This is a genomic window from Halobacillus faecis (genome assembly GCF_007991335.1).
GTDB classification, from domain to species: Bacteria; Bacillota; Bacilli; order Bacillales; family Halobacillaceae; genus Halobacillus; species Halobacillus faecis.
Window position 1 is genome coordinate 67,907 of sequence record NZ_BJYD01000012.1, and the last position, 20,237, is coordinate 88,143.

Below are 20,237 nucleotides of genomic sequence, written 5' to 3' on the forward strand. Positions count from 1 at the left end.
TTCGCAAACACAAATGAAAAGATCGTTCTTCTTCTCTTTCTCACTAGATATTGAATTTGTTACTGTAGAAAAAGGAGTTTTTTAGGAGAATCAACCGAAGCTTTCCCGTTTTTGCATAGGTTGTTATTTTCAAGTACAGAATCTATAATTAAGTGGACTAACATGCATGTATGTAAATCCTTAAGGAGTGAAAGTCTCATATGGCACTAACAGCAGGAATCGTAGGTTTACCGAACGTAGGGAAATCTACGTTATTTAACGCAATTACACAAGCAGGTGCTTTGTCTGCCAACTATCCGTTCGCCACAATTGATCCGAACGTCGGGATCGTGGAAGTTCCGGATAGTCGTCTGGAGAAGTTGACTGAGCTTGTGAACCCTAAGAAAACTGTACCGACAGCTTTTGAATTCACGGATATTGCAGGAATCGTTAAGGGCGCGAGTAAAGGAGAAGGACTAGGAAACCAGTTCTTGTCTCATATTCGCCAGGTCGATGCGATTTGTCACGTGGTACGAGCATTTGAAGATGAAAATATCACCCACGTATCCGGTCAGGTTGATCCGATTACGGATATTGAAACCATCAACTTGGAGTTGATTTTGGCGGACCTTGAAACCGTGTCGAAGCGCATGGATCGTGTCGCTAAAATGGCACGTCAAAAGGATAAAGAAGCAGTGGCGGAGTATGCAGTGCTTGAAAAACTGAAAGATGCATTGGAGGAAGAAACTCCTGCTCGTGCTGTCGAATTCAGCAGCGATCAAGAAAAGATCGTCAAAGGCCTTCATCTATTGACTTCAAAGCCTATCCTCTATGTGGCGAATGTAAGTGAAGATGAAATCGGTGAAGCAGATAACGATCGAGTGAAACAAATTCGCGAATTCGCAGCAAAAGAAAACGCGGAAGTCATCGTCGTTTGTGCAAAAATCGAATCTGAAATCGCTGAGCTTGATAACGAAGAAAAAGAAGAGTTCCTTGAGGACCTCGGTATTGAAGAATCCGGTCTTGACCAACTGATTAAAGCCACTTACAACTTGCTTGGGCTGGCCACGTACTTTACGGCTGGTGAGCAGGAAGTCCGTGCGTGGACATTCAAAGAAGGCATGACCGCTCCACAGGCAGCCGGTATCATTCACACAGACTTCGAACGTGGGTTTATCCGTGCGGAGACGGTCTCTTATGATGATCTCGTTGATGCAGGGTCCATGGCTGTAGCCCGCGATCGTGGTCGTGTCCGTCTAGAAGGTAAAGAGTATTTGGTGAAAGATGGCGACGTTATCCATTTCCGTTTCAACGTATAAGCGAGGATCCTTCCGTTAAAAAGGTTGTAAATCTTGGACAACTTTGATACAATACTAAATTGTGAGTAATTCAATGAAGATTACTCCTTGCTCCTTTGATAGAAAAGGAGCCGTCAAGTCCATAAGGAGGTGAAAACGGATGAGTAGAAAATACGAAATCATGTATATCATCCGCCCAGATATCGAAGAGGAAGCGAAAACATCTGTCAAAGATCGTTTCAGCAAAATCCTAACAGATAACGGAGCGGAGATCGAAGAAGTTAAAGAAGTTGGCAAGCGTCGTCTTGCTTACGAAATTAACGACTACCGTGATGGGATCTATGTAACAGTTGATTTCACAGGTACACGTGATGCAATCAACGAATTCGACCGTCAAGCGAAGTTCACGGATGATATTATCCGCCACATCGCTGTACGCGAAGATGACAAATAAGGAGTGGTTCTGATGTTAAATCGTGTCGTATTAGCCGGCAGATTGACGAAGGATCCTGATTTACGCTATACGCCAAACGGAGTAGCTGTCGCCAACTTTACAATCGCCGTAAACCGCCCTTTTTCCAACAACTCAGGAGATCGCGATGCCGATTTCATTAACTGTGTCGTTTGGAGAAGAGCGGCTGAGAACTTGGCTAACTTTATGAGTAAAGGTAGTCTTGTCGGTGTTGACGGACGCTTACAGTCCCGCAGCTTTGATAACCAAGAAGGCAAGCGCGTATTTGTGACAGAAGTTGTTGCAGATAGCGTGCAGTTCCTAGAATCCAAAGGTGCTTCCCAAGGTGGCGGTAACCGTGGAGGTTCAGGATTCCAGCCAAATCAGAATCAACAACCATCAGGAAACAACTTCGGTTCTAATAACAACAACCAACGAAATGATGACCCATTCGCAGATAATGGGGAACCAATCGATATATCAGATGATGATTTACCATTCTAAATAGGAAGGAGTGAATGCTACATGGCACGTCGTGGACGCGGAAAACGTAAAAAGGTGTGTTTCTTCACAGCTAACGGAATCACACACATCGACTTTAAAGATGTTGATTTGCTAAAACGTTTCGTCTCTGACCGTGGAAAGATTCTTCCTCGTCGAGTAACTGGAACGTCTGCAAAGTATCAGCGTAAATTGACGAAAGCGATCAAACGCGCTCGTACAATGGCCCTACTTCCTTACACTACAGAGTAAGAGTAGCGTTGCAAACCCCTTGGTAGCTCTAATGAGCCATCAAGGGGTTTTTATATACTTATTTATTATTAAAGAAAAGAATAGGGATCTAATACACAATAATAAAAACACGGCTTTATTTCCTTGTTGGAAATAAAGCCGTGTTTTTTATTTCAACCCCATTAGTTCTCTCAGCTCCTGTTTGTTCGTCAGCAGGTCTTCAAGTGTGTATTGATCTAATACGTTCAGAAAGGCACATAGGGCTTCGTGAAGGACGCCTTTCAGCTGACATGCCGGGGTGATGACGCAATAGTTAGTGGCACAGTCGAAGCATTCGAGCAAGTGGAAGTCGTCTTCCATGGCACGGATAACACTACCTATGTTGATGTCTGCTGGTTCTCTGGCCAGACGAATGCCCCCAGAACGTCCCCTGAGGGTTTCAATCAGCTCTAGTTTGTTTAACTCGTGGATGATCTTCCCTAAATGATTTTCAGAGATGTGAAAAACTTCGGAGATCTCCTTCTTATTCGCAAGCTCACCTTCACGTTTCGATGCAGTAAAAATCAGGACCCTCAAAGCGTAATCAGTGTATTTCTTGAGACGCATCTAGTTTAACCCTCATTCTTGTTTTTTTCTTATCTTATCATAAACCGTTATGACTGTCTTAATTGGGAAATGTTTTGATTTTTGCCACAAAAGATGTATTATGAATATTGCTTTTGTGAGGTGGGGCTCCCTATAATAAAGATGTATATAAAATACATCAATTAGCGGAAGGGGTTTTAAGTATGTCTACAAAGGCGACTGAAATTCTCGATCAACAGACAAAAAAGACCATTAAGGCAACCGTTCCTGTCTTAGCAGAACATGGAGAAGCGATTACGACTCACTTTTATAAGCGGATGTTTGAAGATCACCCCCAATTGAAGCACATCTTCAATCAGACACACCAGAGGGCGGGAGATCAGCCAAAAGCCCTTGCGAATGCAGTATATGCTGCCGCACAATACATCGATCAACTGGGAGTTATTTTGCCACGTGTTAAGCAAATTGCCGAAAAGCATCGTAGTTTAAACGTGAAACCTGAGCATTACCCGATCGTAGGAGAATACTTATTAAAAGCCATTAAAGAGGTCCTTGGAAGCGCGGCTACCGATGACATCATCCAAGCATGGGGAAAAGCCTACGGAGTCATTGCGGATGCCTTTATTGATGTAGAAAAAGAATTGTATCAGGAAGCAGAACAGCAAAAAGGCGGCTGGACTGGTTATCGCTTATTTGATGTCGTTGATAAGGTTAAAGAAAGTGAGGAAATTACTTCTTTTTATCTGGAACCGAAGGACGGAAAAGCCTTATCTACTTACAAACCTGGGCAGTATTTAACTATCAAGGCAGAAATACCAGGAGAAACCTATACTCACCTTAGACAATACAGCCTTTCTGATGCCCCAGGGAAGCCCTACTACAGAATTAGTGTGAAAAAAGAGCGGGGATTTTTCAATCATCCCAATGGCATGGTTTCTTCCTGGCTGCATGATCAAGTGAATCCCGGCGATTCTATTCCTGTCAGTGCCCCAGCAGGCGATTTTCACCTCGATAATCATACGGAACGTCCACTCGTCCTAATTAGTGGAGGTGTAGGACTCACTCCTCTGATGAGCATGTGGAAGTATGCAGAGAGGGCGCAGAAAGACCGCTTGGTTCATTTCATCCATGCAGCTAGGAACGGACGTGTGCATGCGTTTAAACAGGAAATGGAAGAGGCGGAGCTGGGTACAGCCCATCTCATTTACGAAAAGCCTGATAAAGAAGATCAAGCGAAAGGGCTGCACAAGTCTGAAGGCTATATGACGCTTGATTGGCTGAAGTCTATTGCTTCCGAAGACGCGGAATTTTATTTTTGCGGACCAGAAGGGTTCATGAAAGCTGTTTATGGCATGCTGGATCGTTGGGGAATTCCTGAAGACCGTATTCACTATGAATTTTTTGGGCCCCAAGGAGAGTTATAAAAAAGAGGCAGAATCACAATTGTGATTCCGCCTCTTTCTTCGTCTCGATAAATCCTAAGTCCTTGAACCTTTGTTTTTATCAACAAGAAGGAGCAACCGGCTGCATCCGTTGATCGAATTTGTCGATTTGCCCCATGAAACCTTGAATGACTGGTCCACTGAACAGAGTGATCAGTACAGTTCCTATGCCAATCGCCCCACTGAAGAGGAAGGCGAGAATGACAAGGAGAATACTGATGAGCGCCCTCGAAATGGAAACGTTCCAGCCTGTTAACTTACTGACAACAAGCATCATCCGGTCGAATGGGTTCGGGGCGAAATTTGCTTGAAGGTTAAGCGCAATACCAAAGCCTGCAATAACCATACCAGCCACAAGACAGATCATCTGCGACCAGAATACACTCGGGTGGATGGTATCCCGAATCGTGAAGACCCAAAAATCGATGCCAATCCCCGTTAAAAGAGATGTCGCTAAAGCGAGGAGTTCTGGCCGTCTTTTTTCAGCAATGGCATTAAAGACGATCATACTGAAACCGACGACAATCTCCCAGCTTCCGATTGTTAATCCGAACGTCCGGTGCAGCCCGACGAGAAGAGCATCAAATGGGGAGGTCCCTAGCGCAGACTGAATCGTCAAGGCGATACCAAGCGTCATAATGATAATGCCTACCGTATAATACATCGTCCTCATATAAATGCGCTTCACGTCGATCCACCCCTTCCTTTTTTCATACCTTATGAGACTATATCGTGAATAGATGGGAAATTTCAAGACTAAGAATGTAAAAAAACGGCAGGGGAAATTCCCTGCCGTTTGTTAAGATCTTTTTACTCTTCTACGTAAGCCCACTTGAATTCAAATTCTGGGCCTGTTGCTGTTGTGAAGACACCTTTGATTGACGGACGGAAAAGTTGAGCTTTTGCATCCTGATAAATGGGTGCTACTGCTTGATCTTCTTCCAAAAGCAGTTTTTCAGCTTCCAAGAATGTTTCAAAACGTTTTTCAGGTTCTTGAGCATACTCGTCGTTTGCTTTTTTGATTAACGCGTCATATTCTTCGCTGGAGTAACCCATGTTGTTGTTCTGCCCATCTGTAAGATACATGTTCAAGTAAGTGTTCGGATCCACATAGTCTGGTCCCCATGTAGCAGCTTCCATCTCGAACTCGCCTTCGTTGTCACGACGAACACGTTCTTTGAATGGTACTTCCATCAAGTTGATCGTTACACCTTCAAGGTTTTCTTCCAGTTGGTTCTTGTAATAAGCAAGAACGTCTTTGGAAGTTCCTGTATCGTCACCAAGCAGTTCGATCTCAACAGAATCGGTACCTAGAGCTTCCAGGCCTTTCTGCCAGTGTTCTTTTGCTTTTTCAACGTTATATTCCACCAACGGACCTTGAGCTTCACGGAAGTCTTGGTCACTGTTCGGCATAGAAACAAAGTTGGATGGTACATAGCCTTCTGCCGGTACAGATCCATCGTTCAAAATGACGTCAACGAGTGACTGACGGTCAATCGCATAAGAGATCGCTTTACGAATGTCTACATTCGCAAGAGCTTCATTATTTTCCTGGTTGAACTTGAAGAAATATAAGTATGGTTTTTCAGCAACGTTGAAAGCGTCGCTCGTGCGGTACTGGTCCACGAATTCAGCGTTCAATTCAGTCTGATCAATTTCACCAGTGTCATAAAGGTTGACACCTGTAGAAACTTCTTTAATTACTTTCGCATTAATGGTCTCTAGTTGAACGGTTTCTGCATCCCAATAAGTATCGTTCTTTTCAACGGTCCAGCCTTCGCCGTGATTCCACTCCGTCATTTGGAATGGTCCGTTAGAAATTGTGTATTCAGCTTCTGTAGCGAACTTGTCCCCCTGCTCTTCAACATACGCCTGGTTCAACGGCATGAACGTAATGAATACCGTCATGGACTTGAAGTATGGAACAGGCTTTTCAAGTTCTACGACAAGGGTCTTATCATCTTCTGCAGTAGCCCCTAGGTCTTCAAGTTCTGCTTCGCCATCACTGATTGCTTGGGCATTTTTAATGATGCCTCCAAGGAAGTAAGGGCCGTACTCAGAGCCAACCTCAGGGTCGACAGCTCTTCTCCATGCATATACGAAATCGTGTGCTGTGACAGGGTCACCGTTGGACCATTCTGCATCACGCAATTTAAATGTCCATGTTAGGCCATCTTCACTCACTTCGGAGCTTTCTGCCATTCCATCTACAAGCTGGCTGTTCTCATCCAGGCGGTATAGCCCTTCATAAGTCTCTCCAGCCCATTGGAACCCGACAGAATCGGTGATTAGAGATGGATCCATGCTAGGGATCTCACTTTTCGCTGTTACGGTAATTTCTTGATTTCCGGAAGCTTCTCCCTCATCTGACTGTTCAGTTGTTTCTTCTGATGTTTCATCTGTGCTTTCTTCACCTGTGTCTGTTGATGTTTCGCTATCTCCCCCGCTACAAGCGGCAAGGAACAATGCAAACATCAGTGCCATTAACACCAATAGATGTTTTCTCAAAGTGAATTCCCCCTATTTTTAATTTTCTAAAAATAATTACTTTTTGAATTATACAGATAAAAAAGAAAAAAATCAAAGTCCTTTATTCGATAAAAATAAGAAAAAAATGTCGTGAAACAGAATATTCTAATTTAATTGACAATGGTTCTTTCTTTGATAGGATTAGAGAATATCATTGCTTTTCTAAAGCATAAAAGGATCTATGGAGAAAAATGAATCACTGAATATAGAGGAGGTTGAAGGAAGTATGAAACGTGAATGGGATTTGTTGCACACCCCAGGCCCCACTCCGATTCCACCGAGTGTCGAACGAAGCATGAATCAGCCGATGATCGGCCACCGTGGTGGAAAGGCCAAAGAATTGATTCATGCGATTGCTCCTAAACTGAAGCCGGTGTTCGGTACATCGGGAGAGGTGCTTGTCGTTACAGGGAGTGGCACGTCTTCTCTGGAGGCATCTGTTGTGAACACAACCAAGCCTGGAGATAAAGTGGTCGTCGTGGTCGCCGGGGCATTCGGAGAACGTTTTGCCCAGATTTGTGAGACGTATGAATTAGATGTGATACGCATAGAGGTGCCATGGGGAAAAGCGGTCGAGGGCTCCCAAGTGGAAGAAACGCTTCGCGAACATCCGGATACGAAAGCTGTATTCCTAACGCACTGTGAAACATCGACAGGGGTCATGCACCCGGTGGAAAAGGTCGCCGAAACTGTGAAGAACAAGAGTTCAGCACTCGTCATCGTTGATGGGGTTTCTTCTATTGGAGGAGCCGAAGTGAAGATGGATCAGTCTGGAATCGATATCTTAGTTTCAGGTTCTCAAAAAGCGATGATGCTTCCTGCAGGGCTTGCTTTTCTGGCCGTCAGTGAACGCGCCTGGTCTGTCATTGATGAAAATCCACGACCTCGGTTTTACTTAGATTTACGGAAATACCGTCAACAACTCGAAGGAGGACAGACCCCTTTCACTCCTGCTCTTTCCCTTCTCTTCGGTCTCCAACAGGTCCTTGAATTGTTGGAAGAGGAAGGCTTGGATCGGGTTTTTGAACGTCATCAAACAATGAAAGAAATGACAAGGAGCGCTTGCCGCGCCTTGAATCTTCCTCTGTTGGTCTCAGATGAGGATGCTTCATCGACTGTAACGTCGATTCGCCCGGAAACTTTTGAGGCTGAACAACTAAGAAAAGTGGCGAATGAAGAGTTCGGACTCATTTTAGCCGGTGGACAGAAGCATATGAAGGGAGAAATTTTCAGGATCGGACACATGGGGTACTCCCGTCCTGCGAATGTTCTTCAATATATAGGGATTCTTGAAATCGTCTTGAAACGTTTAGGTCATGAATTCGAACCGGGAGCGGGTGTCGCAGCTGCACAAACCGCTTATTTGGAACGTACAAGGGAGGAATAGAAATGCATCGCGTATTGATTAGTGATCCACTAAGTGAAGATGGGATCAGACCTCTATTAGAGGCGGAAGATATCGAAACCGTCATGAATTCGAACCTATCTCATGAGCAATTGTTGGAGGAAATCGGATCAGCAGAAGCGTTGATCGTAAGGAGCCAGACGCAAGTGACTAGAGAAGTCATTGAGCATGCCCCTCATTTGAAAATCATCGGCCGTGCGGGTGTGGGAGTCGATAACATTGATCTTGATGCTGCAACGGAAAACGGCGTTATCGTCGTGAATGCTCCAGATGGGAATACGATTTCAACAGCTGAACACACGATGGCGATGCTCATGTCGTTAGCACGGAATATCCCGCAAGCTTATCATCAGCTCCAACAAAAGCGATGGGAACGTAAGAAATTCGTTGGCGTTGAGTTAAAAGATAAAGTACTCGGTATAGTCGGATTCGGTCGGATTGGTCGTGAAGTCGCCCAGCGTGCCAAAGGGCACCGTATGAAAGTGATCGCCTTTGACCCGTTTTTGAATGAAGAAAAGGCAGAAAAAGCCGGCGTCACTCATGGGACTTTAGAGGAAGTTCTCAAACAGGCAGACTTTCTGACTGTACACACCCCGCTAATCGAAAAGACGAAGCATCTGATCAACGAAGAGGCCATTGCCATGATGAAGACGGGGGCACGTATATTGAATTGTGCCCGTGGAGGAATTGTCGAAGAAAATGCTTTATATGAAGCCATTCAATCAGGGAAGATCGCTGGAGCTGCGCTTGATGTTTTTGAAGAAGAGCCTGCCACGGAGCATCCGTTGTTATCCTTACCGGAAGTGATTGCCACCCCTCACCTTGGTGCCAGTACAATTGAAGCCCAGGAAAATGTTGCGACAGATGTCAGCTTTGATGTTCTGGAATTATTGCGCGGAGGAACAGTGAAAAACCCGGTCAACCTGCCTTCTGTGTCCTCAGAAATGATGGAGAAGCTCTCTCCATACTTTAAGCTCTCTGAACGTTTGGGCGCTTTTCTATCAAAAGTGGTAGACGGTACGCTTGAACGTGTGAATGTTTACTATAGTGGCGATTTACTTGAAGTTGATACCATGCCACTTACGCGGATCGCCGTCAAAGGGATCTTGAAACGTCATATCGGCGAACGTGTGAATGATGTCAATGCCTTCAAGACAGCTTCTGATAAAGGGATTACAGTAAATGAGCAGAAGTCGACCCAAACGAAAGGATTTACAAACTTGATTACCGTAGAAATCGAGACCGATCAAGAAAAGCGCAGCGTCGCCGGTACGTTGCTGAATGGTTTGGGTGCACGTATAGTGCAGTTTGATCAATATTCCATCGACGTTGTTCCAGAAGGTCATCTTGTTGTCATCCGCCATACTGACCAGCCAGGAGCGATCGGCCGTGTGGGAAGCCTACTAGCCGAACATGAAATCAATATCGCAACCATGCAGGTTGGACGTACGAACGAAGGTGGAGAAGCTGTCATGGTGCTGACGGTAGATAAACCAGTGGATGGGGACTGCGACGATAAGCTTGCACAAATTGCAGACATCAAACAAGTGCAGTGTTTAACGATTTGATGGTATCCAAATTCAGTAGCTAAAGAGACAAGAAATATTGTTGCAGAAAAAGACAAACCTTGCTGGGTTTGTCTTTTTCTTATGGTAAAACGATTTCATTTTATAGTTTTGTAAAACATGGTACAAAAGCTTTGACTTTGAGACTTTCTCTTGGTAAATTTAATTCCGACTAAATTCATAGACTTTATGAGGAGGGTATAAAATGAAGGAAAACAGAGCGGAGATTTCATCTGGTCGTAGGTTTTTATTCCGTATCTTAGATGGCATCGAATGGCTGGGGAACAAGCTTCCATCACCATTGTTGCTGTTTGCTATATTAGCATTTATTGTAGTTATTATTTCTGGAATCTTTGCCGGTGTATCTGTCACGAATCCGACGACAGGGGAAGCCGTAGAAGTGAAGAACCTTTTCAGTTTGAGTGGACTGGATTATATATTTAACAGCGCGGTCGATAACTTTATCGGCTTTCCACCGCTTGGAGCTGTTCTTGTGACCATGCTTGGTATTGGCCTTGCTGAACAGACAGGTTTAATTAATGCCTCGTTGAAGGGGATTGTGTTTTCCTTTCCTCAGAAATTATTGACGGCCGCATTAGTTTTTGCCGGAGTCATGTCCAGTGTGGCGGTTAACGCCGGTTATGTAGTACTTCCACCACTTGGAGCCGTCCTTTTCTTAGGGCTTGGGCGCCACCCGCTTGCTGGACTTGCTGCCGCCTTTGCGGGGGTATCTGGCGGGTTTGGTGCCAATTTGGCTCTCACGAGTACTGATGCAATTCTTCAGGAGTTGACGGCTGAAGCGACTCGTACGATCGATCCTGCTTATGCAGAAACGATTACAGTCACGATGAACTACTTTTTTGCTGCCGTATCTGTCGTTCTAATCACGTTGATTGGTACACTCGTTACTGAAAAAATCGTAGAACCCAGACTGGGTAAGTATGAAGGCGAAGAGGAAGGAGAAATCGATGAACTGACTTCTCTTGAGAAAAAAGGGATGCGGTATGCTGGCATCGGCTTTCTTATTACGTTCGCTGTCATGGCTTACTTGTCTTTTGGGCCATTGCGTGGAGACGGGGCCTATATTGAATCACCATTCTTCAGTGCATTGGTTTTCGTTATTTTCCTATTATTCCTGGTCCCAGGCTTGATCTATGGAATCATTACAAATGAGATTTCCAATGATAAAGACCTTACGAAACTGCTTGGAAAAACGATGGCAAGCATGAGTGGCTATATCGCTCTTGCCTTTACGGCGGGTCAGTTTATCGCGTACTTCCGTGAAACGAATTTAGGGACGGTCATCGCTTTTCGTGGGGCAGACTTTTTGAACTCTACAGGATTTGATGGCATCGGGCTTATCTTAACGTTTATTGGACTAACGATGGTCGTCAATTTCTTTATTGGCAGTTCTTCAGCCAAATGGACGATTCTGGCCCCTGTATTTGTTCCTATCATGATGAACCTCGGTTATTCACCAGAGTTTACAACCTTACTATATCGAATCGCAGACTCTGTGACGAACATGATTACACCGCTGCTTTTATACTTCCCGGTGATCATCGCGTTCGCTCAGCGCTACGATAAGAAGCTTGGGATTGGAACACTCATTTCTATGATGATTCCTTATTCCGTTGCCTTCTTGCTTGGCTGGTTGCTTCTGTTACTAGTTTGGGTCCTTCTAGGAATCCCGGTAGGACCAGGTGCGCCTGTTCAATACTAATCAAAAAGCTCAACGTCGATGTGACGTTGAGCTTTTTTTTCACGCTTCAAGGGTCAGGAAGTTTGTATCGAATTCAATAGATGTTTCATGACATATATCTCTCGGATGATCCAGGGATTTTTATTCGTTCGATCCAAAACCTCTTCATTTTGAGCAATGGCATCCTCAACGCTTATCCAGACGGGTGAGAAGTCCTGATCTTTTTCATAAGGATCCAGCCTTTGTTCTCCCTTTTCTCCCGACCATTCACAATAATAATAACGGGAGGTCATTTCAAAAAGGGCTTGCGGGTCATACACGTCAAGGTGGCTTTCCACAACCTCACCGGCATATTCTCTCACCCGGCAGTTCTTGTAGCCTGTTTCTTCCTGAATCTCTCTGATAAGAGCATCCTCGTCTCTCTCTCCATCGTCAACGCTGCCACCAGGAAGTTTGTAATCCCCCAGATTGGTATTCACCATCAGGATTTTCCCACCATGAGAAAGTATCCCTCTGACTGCAAGACGCTTGTTTGTTTTGTATCCATCATATATTTCAGTTCCGAACCGCTTTTTGAATGGGAGTTCAGCCAATGGGATGGGTCTGCTTTTTTCGATTAGAGAATGTATGGACTTCGGTATAACCGACGGATTTTGCAAGATCGATCGCTTCTTCATAGCGGTACCCGATATGGTCCGGCTTGTGGGCATCCGAGCAGAGAACGATTCCAACACCTTCCTCTTTACACATTTGCAGAAGCGTCGGATCTGGATAGAGTTCTCCGACGGGCTTTCGCAAGCCTGCCGTACTGATTTCTATGCACGTATCTGTTTTCGCAAGGGCTTTCGCTGCACGTTTGTATTGTTCTTTTAAAAATTCTTCATCGTCCGGCTGGTAACCGAACACTTTGATGACATCAATGTGACCGACAAAATCAAATAGTCCTGACTCTGCAAGGGTGACGACACGGTCAAAATATTGCTGATACACGTCTTTTAGATCCCGTTTTTCATATTCATCCCGGTATATTGCAAGGTCGATGCCCCATTCATCGATCCAGTGGACGGAACCGATCACGTAATCGAAAGGGTGGGAAGAAATGAAAGCTTCCATCTCTTTTTCTTTTCCTGGCATGTAATCCATTTCAATGCCCATCTTGATGGGGAGGTCTGCTTTGGCTGCTTCATCAAACATCTTCTGGTAGGTTTCAAAGTCAAGCGTCCGGCGGTTCTCCACCCATGGATTAGAGAGGATTTCACGCGTTTCCTGAAAAAAATATGCATGTTCAGATATGCCTAATTCTTCAATTCCTTCTTTTTTCGCTTTTGTTATGTAGGTTCGTAGGTAGTCGACATCAAGGTTTCCGGTTTCCGCCATATGGACGTGGTAATCAGTGCGCATGTGCGGCCCTCCTCTATCGAATTTTATTCATCATAACAAACATCAGAAAAAATCACCAAGAAGAAGTGGATGGAAGCATTTGATACGAGAAGTATAAGGGGATGATATGTTAAAATAGGGAGGTTAAGACAAGCGCGATAGAAATAGAGGTGCTTTATCAATCATGAATGACACAAAGAGGTTAACGGAAGGGGCTTTAATGACCGGCCTATATCTGCTATTGTTATTGGTAATCATTTTTGTGCCGGTTATGGGACCACTACTACTAATGATCCTGCCTGTTCCATTTGTTTATTATAGTTATCGTTATGGTGGGAAAGCCGGGGGCCTGATGTTCATGGCCACCACCATTTTCACACTCTTATTTGCGACCGTATTTACAGTATTCACCTTACTTGCCGGCATTGGCGGGCTTTTCCTAGGAATCGCTTTGCATCACAAACGTTCCTCCTATGAAGCTCTTGCCATAGGTTCTGTTGGGTTTGTCATCGGTCTTCTCGGCATTCTCTTAATCACTCAACTCTTTCTTGGTGTCAACTTAATGGATGAGCTGCAGAGTGGGATGAACCAGGGGTACGGAACTTTTGAGAGAATATTCTCAGGACTTCTTGAAGGGGAAGAGGTAGAAACGGACCTGGCTGAGATTGGTCAATTGATTGAGTTCATTCCAGATATTGTTCCAAGTATATTGGCGATGAGTGGTGTAATGCTTGCGTTTGTCAGTCAATGGACGACCTATAAACTGATCAATCGCATCGAAAATCAAACCCTTGGATTCACAGATTTTAAGAACATCAAGCTGCCGACATCGATATTATGGTATTACTTTGTGGCGATGATCTTGAATTATGTCACGATGGATGGAAATGATCTGGCCTATTTAGCTGCCCTGAATGTCTTCATTCTAACGGGAGCCCTGATCGTCCTGCAGGGATTCTCTTTCGTCTTTTTTTATGCATGGAAGAAAAAGTGGTCCAAAGCGATACCGATTCTTGTGGTTGTATTTTCCATACTTCTTCCAGGAATCGTGATGTACCTTGTAAGAATAATCGGTATAATTGATATAGGATTTCCAATGAGGGAACGTGTGGAAGAAAAGAAAGAATGATCGCTCTCAAGAAGATGGTAGGAGCTGAATGCAATGCCGAATTTTTTTAAAAAACCAACGATGAGCGGACATTTGTGGATCATTTATTTGATCTCTCTCATTCTGCTTGGCTTTATCTGGTACTATCAATGGATGTTGGGATTGATGATGACGCTGTTTTTAGCTGCGTCCATCTTTTACAGTGTCCGTACTGAACAGAACATGATCAATGAGACGGAAGAATATATATCGACCTTATCCTACAGGGTGAAAAAAGTCGGCGAAGAAGCTTTGTTGGAAATGCCCATAGGGATTGTTCTTTATAGTGAGAACTATACGATTGAGTGGGCAAACCCTTATATGAACAAATTCACAGAAGAAGATACGATTGTTGGAGAATCGTTAAAACGGCTATCCGATCACCTCATCCCATGTGTGAAAGATGAAGAAGATGAAGTTTGGATTACGATTGGCGGTTATAAGTTCCAGACAATTATTAAAAGGGAGGAACGTCTGCTTTATATGTTCGATCGGACGAAGCAGACGGAAATCCATAATCGTTATGAGAATGAGCAGACGGTTCTTTCGATTATTTTCCTTGATAACTATGAAGAAATCACCCAGGGAATGGATGATACAGCCAAAAGCCATATCAACTCACAAGTGACTTCCATATTGAACAAGTGGGCGGGGGATTATGGCATTTACTTGAAGCGGACTTCTCAAGAGCGTTTCATAGCTGTCATGAATCAGGAAATTCTTTATACTTTGGAAAAAGCGAAGTTTGAAATCCTTGATGATGTCCGTGAATTGATTACAGACCAGAACGTTCCCTTGACGCTAAGTTTCGGAATCGGTGTGGGTCCGGTCAGTCTTCCTGAACTTGGAGAATTGGCTCAGTCCAGTCTCGATCTCGCTCTTGGCCGGGGCGGAGATCAGGTCGCCATCAAAGATGATTCTGGAAAAGTCCGTTTCTATGGTGGAAAAACGAATCCGATGGAAAAACGGACACGGGTACGCGCCCGGGTGATCTCCCACGCCATGAAAGAACTTGTACAGGCAAGTGAAAAGGTCTTGATCATGGGACACAAATCCCCGGATATGGACTCTGTCGGCGCTTCAATCGGGATCTTGAAAATTGCTCAGGCGAACGATAAGAAAGCTGCCATCGTTCTCGATCCGGACGATATTGATACCGGCGTTCAGCGGATGGTCGAGGAAATCGAGAAAGATGAGGACCTCTGGCATTATTTTATCCCGCCGGAGGATGCTTTAGAGATGGTCACAAATGAAACCTTGCTCGTGGTTGTAGATACGCACAAACCTTCCATGGTCATTGAGGAGAAGCTCCTTTCCAAAACGGAGCATGTCGTCGTCATCGATCACCATAGACGGGCCGAAGAATTCATTGCAGATCCGACCCTTGTTTATATGGAACCTTACGCCTCATCAACGGCGGAGCTCGTCACTGAATTGCTCGAATATCAGCCGAAGAAACTGAAACTATCGATGCTGGAATCAACGGCCCTGCTCGCAGGAATTATCGTCGATACGAAAAGTTTCACGCTCCGTACAGGATCACGGACGTTTGATGCTGCTTCTTACTTGAGGTCCAAGGGAGCAGATACCGTACAAGTCCAGAAATTTATGAAAGAAGATTTAGATGTCTATGTTCGTAGAAGTAAACTGATTGAACGGGCTTCTGTTTACCGTGACGGCATTGCCATTTCCACCGGGGACCGTGGAGAAACATACGGACCAGTCATTATTGCGCAGGCTGCGGATACCTTACTGACGATGAGCGGAATCGTTTCTTCGTTCGTTATTTCTGAACGGAGTGATGGAAGGATTGGCATCAGTGCCCGTTCTCTAGGGGATATCAACGTTCAGGTCATCATGGAGAAAATGAACGGTGGCGGGCATTTGACGAACGCAGCCACCCAGCTTGAAGATACAACGATTGAAGATGCGAAAGCATTGTTGCAAGATATTATTGATGAATATTTCGAAGGGGGAGACATAGAATGAAAGTCATTTTCAAAGCAGATGTCAAAGGGAAAGGCAAAAAAGGCGAAATCAAAGAAGTGAACGATGGATACGCGCGCAACTACCTCCTTAAAAACAATTTGGCGGTAGAAGCGACGAAGGGGAACGTTCAAGCTCAAAAAGCCAAAGATGCCAAAGTTGAGCAGCAAGCACAGGAAGAAGTCGAAGAAGCGAAGCGTCTGAAAGACCAACTTGCCAACCTGGAAGTAAAGCTTGTGGCGAAATCCGGAGATAACGGGCGCCTGTTCGGGTCCATCACAAGTAAGCAAATTGCCGAGCAACTGAAGAAATCCCACGATATTAAAATCGATAAACGTAAAATCGAGCTTGATGATCCGATCCGGACATTGGGCTATACCAATGTTCCTGTGAAACTTCACCCAGAAGTAACAGGGACAATCAAAGTCCACGTCGAGGAAAAGTAAGTATTGAACGATTAAGCGCCCAATCCATTTTCTGGAGCTATTGGGCGCTTCTGTTTTGTATTTCTGGCCTACATTCCTCTTTTTCATAACGAAAAGGAAGGATGTATAAAATAACCATACAACGTGTGGTTATTTGAGACGGACGGGCCATCCGTGCTTTAGATTCAGAGGAGGAACAACAGTGAGTGAAATGTGGAATGACCGTACCCCGCCCCATAATATAGAAGCAGAACAGGCAGTACTCGGTGCGGTCTTTTTAGAACCTGATGCAATGTCGACAGCTGCTGAGTATCTTCTTCCTGAAGATTTCTACCGGGCGAGCCACCAGCGCATTTTTGAGGTGATGCTCTCTCTCTCAGATAAAGGGGAGCCGATCGATCTCGTGACCGTAACAGCAGCTCTTTCCAACAACCAGGTGCTGGAAGAAGTCGGCGGCGTTTCTTACTTGACGGATATTGCAAACTCCGTACCGACCGCTGCGAATATCCAGTACTATACGAGCATTGTGAGTGAAAAATCGACCCTTAGAAGTTTGATCCGTACAGCGACGAATATTGTGACGACGGGTTACTCGGAAGAAGAAGACCTGGAGGATGTATTGAACGCTGCGGAAAAAGACATTCTCGAGGTATCACAAAGGAAAAATTCCAGTGCATTCAAAAGCATTAAAGACGTACTGATTGACGTTTATGACAATATTGAGCAGCTTCACCACAATGACGGAAGTACGACTGGAATTCCGACAGGGTACCGCGATCTTGATCATATCACCTCTGGTTTCCAACGGAATGATTTGATTATTATCGCCGCCCGTCCGTCTATGGGTAAGACCGCGTTTGCTTTGAATATTGCGCAGAACGTTGCGGTCCATACCGATGAAAATGTCGCGATTTTCAGTTTGGAGATGGGGGCTGACCAGCTCGTCTCCCGTATGATATGTGCGGAAGGAAACATCGATGCTCAGCGTCTTCGTACAGGACAGATGGAAACAGAAGATTGGAACAAACTGACGATGGCAATGGGGAGTTTATCGAACGCCGGAATCTATATTGACGATACACCAGGAATCCGGGTCAGCGAAATTCGTTCGAAGTGCCGTCGTCTCAAACAAGAACATGGACTTGGTATGATTCTGATTGACTATTTGCAGTTGATCCAGGGAAGCGCCAACTCCAAGGAAAACCGTCAACAGGAAGTATCAGAAATTTCCCGTTCCTTAAAAGGGCTAGCTCGTGAGCTCAACGTTCCATTGATTGCTTTGTCACAGCTCTCTCGTGGAGTTGAATCAAGACAGGACAAGCGACCGATGATGTCTGACTTGCGTGAATCCGGTTCGATTGAGCAGGATGCCGATATCGTAGGATTCCTTTACCGTGATGATTACTACGATCAGGAATCAGAGAATCAGAATATTATTGAAATCATCCTTGCCAAGCAGCGTAACGGCCCAGTGGGGACCGTCTCCCTTGCCTTTGTGAAAGAATACAACAAGTTCGTGGATTTGGACCACCGGTATTCAGATGCCGATGTTCCGCCAGCATAGAAAAGGAAGACGCCCTAGACTTCAAGTCTCGGGCGTCTTTTTATAAGCAGCTTCAAAGAAGCCATCTATATCATCATCCCCATCACGCCTCCCGAAAAGTAACGCTGGGAAATGGATGATCCTAAAGGGTCAGGAAGTGGTCGATCGCATGGGCGACACCATCTTCGTCATTCGTTTTTGTGTGGAAGTGGCAGACTTCTTTTACTTCATCTTTAGCATTTTCCATGGCTGCGCTGTATCCTGCCACATTCATCATAGATAAATCATTAAGACTGTCTCCAATGACTGCTATTCTTTCTATGGATCGATTCAGTTGTTGGGCCAGTTCCACGAGGGCATTCCCTTTAGAGGCTAGCCTGTGCTCCAGTTCGAAGTTATGATTGGCAGAGCTTACAAGGGTCAAGTCAGTGTAATCTTTGAACCTCTCCCATCCTTTTCTGAGCTTTTCCTCTTCAAAGGAGAAGGCGAGAATGTTGTACACATTCCTATGCTTATCTACGATTTCCTTGTAAGAGTCTACAGGTGAAAACCCGGACTGACTAAACTGTTTTTGGGCTGCCTTTTCAAGCTTGGTAAGATCCGTTTTCGGATTGGCACTCCGAATCCTGTCGAGTTCAATGTTCATAAGCTCCCTGGCATTTTGAGGGGTCAAGATCTCTGCATCATCAATGGCTTCATAGTAGAATTCTTTTTCTTCAAGCCACTCTAAAATTTCAGTGACATCCGCTTTCTCCATCGGTATGGATGAAAAAAGCGTACCGTCCGGACGATGGATGGTCGCTCCATTGGCGGCAATCACCCATGTATGAAGATCAAGTCCGGAGACTAGGTTATGGACATCGAAGGATGCTCTTCCTGTTGCGATGACCACCTCCACGCCTTTCGACTGGGCACGCTGTATAGCCTCCCTATTATTCGGGCTAATCTCATTCGCTGAATTTAATAACGTTCCGTCCAAATCAATGGCGATCATGTCCATAAATCTGATCCCTCCTCTTCTGTAACAATCAAATCCACATGATGCTCCTGTAATTTCTGTTGGAATTCTTCATCAGGAAGTTGGTCTGTAATGATGACATCCACGTCTTCGAGTTCTGCAAAAGTGAAAAATTCGGTCACACCGAACTTCGTATGGTCTGCAAGAACAATGACTTGTTCTGCCTGTTTGATCATGTTCCGTTTGACCATCCCATCTTCTTCGTGGGCAATTGAGAGTCCCGATTCAGAGATTCCCACTACACCGATAAACGCCTGATCCACATGATAGCTTTTCACCCGTTCAATGACGGAAGCTCCATATAGGAATTGATGCTCCTTTTGCAGAAAACCACCCAGCAATTGAATGGACACGCTTTCAACATTTGATAAGATTTCAGCCTGGTGAATAGAGTTCGTAATGACCGTAACGTCCATGGGTCGGATTTGATTCGCACACGCCTGCACCGTCGTCGAAGTATCCAAAATGATTTTGTCACCTGGCCGGATAAAGGAAGCCGCTTTTTTTCCGATTTGTTGTTTTTCAAAGGAAACGGTTTTTAAACGGTGGGAATAATCCTGTATGGTCGTATGCGTGCGTGGCAGAATCGCACCCCCTCGTGTACGCACGATTGCCTTACGATCCTCCAACTTTACTAAATCCCGCCTTGCTGTGTCTCTTGATATATCAAACATCTCACACATTTGATCAATGGAGATCCGGCGATTTTCTTTTAAAAATTGCAAGATTCCAATCAGACGTTCTTCCTGATACATCGAATCCCCCTTCCGTTAGTGCTCTTATAAGTGATTATAAGTAATTTACTAATTGAAATCAATTAAAAATAAGGTATTTTAAGTTTTGTTGTAAATATTAGTTAATTTCCCGCTTATATGATAAAAATAGAGTATTCAATAGGATAAAGCATCATGGAAGTCTTTATGGCGTTTCATTATGTCAAACACCAGGTGTCGAAAGAGGAGTATAAAAATTAAAGGGTTATAATCGAACGATAATAATGTAAATATAATTTAATGTTCGGTTTTAGCGTTGACTTACAAGGTATGTATT

The 20,237-nt window shown here is 44.6% G+C and carries 19 protein-coding genes; 12 read left to right on the forward strand and 7 right to left on the reverse strand.

What is annotated here, in order from left to right; translation table 11 throughout:
- Positions 1–200 precede the first annotated feature (200 nt).
- From ychF to rpsR, 4 genes are all read left to right on the forward strand, one after another.
- Entirely contained in the window at positions 201–1,298 is a 1,098-nt protein-coding gene (gene ychF, locus HFA01_RS06855; protein WP_089650709.1) for a redox-regulated ATPase YchF, read from the forward strand.
- 139 nt (positions 1,299–1,437) lie between these two features.
- Positions 1,438–1,731: a 30S ribosomal protein S6 gene (gene rpsF, locus HFA01_RS06860; protein ID WP_089650708.1), complete on the forward strand. Its 294-nt coding sequence runs from the start codon at positions 1,438–1,440 to the stop codon at positions 1,729–1,731.
- Positions 1,732–1,743: 12 nt separating this feature from the next.
- Positions 1,744–2,232, forward strand: coding sequence for a single-stranded DNA-binding protein (ssb, locus tag HFA01_RS06865; RefSeq protein ID WP_115822995.1), 489 nt, complete (start codon positions 1,744–1,746; stop codon positions 2,230–2,232).
- Positions 2,233–2,253: 21 nt separating this feature from the next.
- A complete protein-coding gene (gene rpsR, locus HFA01_RS06870) occupies positions 2,254–2,481 on the forward strand; it encodes a 30S ribosomal protein S18 (protein ID WP_115822996.1) in 228 nt (75 codons plus the stop codon).
- Positions 2,482–2,628: 147 nt separating this feature from the next.
- On the opposite strand, the gene HFA01_RS06875 is transcribed toward rpsR, so the two are convergent.
- A complete protein-coding gene (locus HFA01_RS06875; RefSeq protein WP_146814559.1) occupies positions 2,629–3,066 on the reverse strand; it encodes an Rrf2 family transcriptional regulator in 438 nt (145 codons plus the stop codon).
- A gap of 203 nt (positions 3,067–3,269) precedes the next feature.
- Between HFA01_RS06875 and hmpA the strand changes: the two genes are divergently transcribed.
- Entirely contained in the window at positions 3,270–4,469 is a 1,200-nt protein-coding gene (gene hmpA, locus HFA01_RS06880) for an NO-inducible flavohemoprotein (RefSeq protein WP_174787814.1), read from the forward strand.
- 79 nt (positions 4,470–4,548) lie between these two features.
- Here hmpA and HFA01_RS06885 read toward each other — a convergent pair whose 3' ends face one another.
- The gene (locus HFA01_RS06885) at positions 4,549–5,175 is read right to left on the reverse strand and encodes a YczE/YyaS/YitT family protein (protein ID WP_146814564.1); all 627 of its coding nucleotides are present in this window, start codon (positions 5,173–5,175) and stop codon (positions 4,549–4,551) included.
- Positions 5,176–5,297: 122 nt separating this feature from the next.
- Complete coding sequence (locus tag HFA01_RS06890) at positions 5,298–6,971, reverse strand: peptide ABC transporter substrate-binding protein (RefSeq protein ID WP_371860323.1); 1,674 nt, start codon at positions 6,969–6,971, stop codon at positions 5,298–5,300.
- 271 nt (positions 6,972–7,242) lie between these two features.
- On the opposite strand from HFA01_RS06890, the gene HFA01_RS06895 reads away from it, so the two are divergent.
- The 3 genes from HFA01_RS06895 to HFA01_RS06905 all read left to right on the forward strand — a co-directional run bounded on the left by HFA01_RS06895 (position 7,243) and on the right by HFA01_RS06905 (position 11,709).
- The gene (locus HFA01_RS06895) at positions 7,243–8,403 is read left to right on the forward strand and encodes a pyridoxal-phosphate-dependent aminotransferase family protein (RefSeq protein ID WP_146814569.1); all 1,161 of its coding nucleotides are present in this window, start codon (positions 7,243–7,245) and stop codon (positions 8,401–8,403) included.
- A gap of 2 nt (positions 8,404–8,405) precedes the next feature.
- Positions 8,406–9,989, forward strand: coding sequence for a phosphoglycerate dehydrogenase (gene serA, locus HFA01_RS06900; RefSeq protein WP_146814571.1), 1,584 nt, complete (start codon positions 8,406–8,408; stop codon positions 9,987–9,989).
- A 202-nt stretch (positions 9,990–10,191) separates the two neighbouring features.
- The gene (locus HFA01_RS06905) at positions 10,192–11,709 is read left to right on the forward strand and encodes an AbgT family transporter (protein ID WP_146814573.1); all 1,518 of its coding nucleotides are present in this window, start codon (positions 10,192–10,194) and stop codon (positions 11,707–11,709) included.
- Between the two features lie 53 nt (positions 11,710–11,762).
- Here HFA01_RS06905 and HFA01_RS06910 read toward each other — a convergent pair whose 3' ends face one another.
- Both HFA01_RS06910 and HFA01_RS06915 read right to left on the reverse strand, forming a co-directional pair.
- Positions 11,763–12,365: an NUDIX domain-containing protein gene (locus tag HFA01_RS06910; protein ID WP_146814575.1), complete on the reverse strand. Its 603-nt coding sequence runs from the start codon at positions 12,363–12,365 to the stop codon at positions 11,763–11,765.
- Positions 12,274–13,089, reverse strand: a complete 816-nt coding sequence (locus HFA01_RS06915; protein WP_146814577.1) for a histidinol-phosphatase HisJ family protein — start codon at positions 13,087–13,089, stop codon at positions 12,274–12,276. Before HFA01_RS06915 ends, HFA01_RS06910 begins: the two co-directional genes overlap by 92 nt.
- Before the next feature lie 163 nt (positions 13,090–13,252).
- Between HFA01_RS06915 and HFA01_RS06920 the strand changes: the two genes are divergently transcribed.
- The 4 genes from HFA01_RS06920 (at position 13,253) to dnaB (ending at position 18,190) form a co-directional block, all read left to right on the forward strand.
- Positions 13,253–14,197 (forward strand): YybS family protein, encoded by a 945-nt coding sequence (locus tag HFA01_RS06920; RefSeq protein WP_146814579.1) that lies wholly within the window; start codon positions 13,253–13,255, stop codon positions 14,195–14,197.
- A 33-nt stretch (positions 14,198–14,230) separates the two neighbouring features.
- Positions 14,231–16,204: a DHH family phosphoesterase gene (locus tag HFA01_RS06925; protein ID WP_146814582.1), complete on the forward strand. Its 1,974-nt coding sequence runs from the start codon at positions 14,231–14,233 to the stop codon at positions 16,202–16,204.
- The gene (gene rplI, locus HFA01_RS06930; protein WP_146814584.1) at positions 16,201–16,647 is read left to right on the forward strand and encodes a 50S ribosomal protein L9; all 447 of its coding nucleotides are present in this window, start codon (positions 16,201–16,203) and stop codon (positions 16,645–16,647) included. Before HFA01_RS06925 ends, rplI begins: the two co-directional genes overlap by 4 nt.
- Before the next feature lie 181 nt (positions 16,648–16,828).
- Positions 16,829–18,190: a replicative DNA helicase gene (gene dnaB / locus HFA01_RS06935; protein ID WP_146814587.1), complete on the forward strand. Its 1,362-nt coding sequence runs from the start codon at positions 16,829–16,831 to the stop codon at positions 18,188–18,190.
- A gap of 121 nt (positions 18,191–18,311) precedes the next feature.
- Here dnaB and HFA01_RS06940 read toward each other — a convergent pair whose 3' ends face one another.
- Together HFA01_RS06940 and HFA01_RS06945 are read right to left on the reverse strand one after the other, a co-directional pair.
- The gene (locus tag HFA01_RS06940) at positions 18,312–19,169 is read right to left on the reverse strand and encodes a Cof-type HAD-IIB family hydrolase (protein WP_146814589.1); all 858 of its coding nucleotides are present in this window, start codon (positions 19,167–19,169) and stop codon (positions 18,312–18,314) included.
- A complete protein-coding gene (locus HFA01_RS06945) occupies positions 19,160–19,942 on the reverse strand; it encodes a DeoR/GlpR family DNA-binding transcription regulator (protein WP_146814591.1) in 783 nt (260 codons plus the stop codon). Before HFA01_RS06945 ends, HFA01_RS06940 begins: the two co-directional genes overlap by 10 nt.
- Between the last annotated feature and the right edge of the window lie 295 nt (positions 19,943–20,237).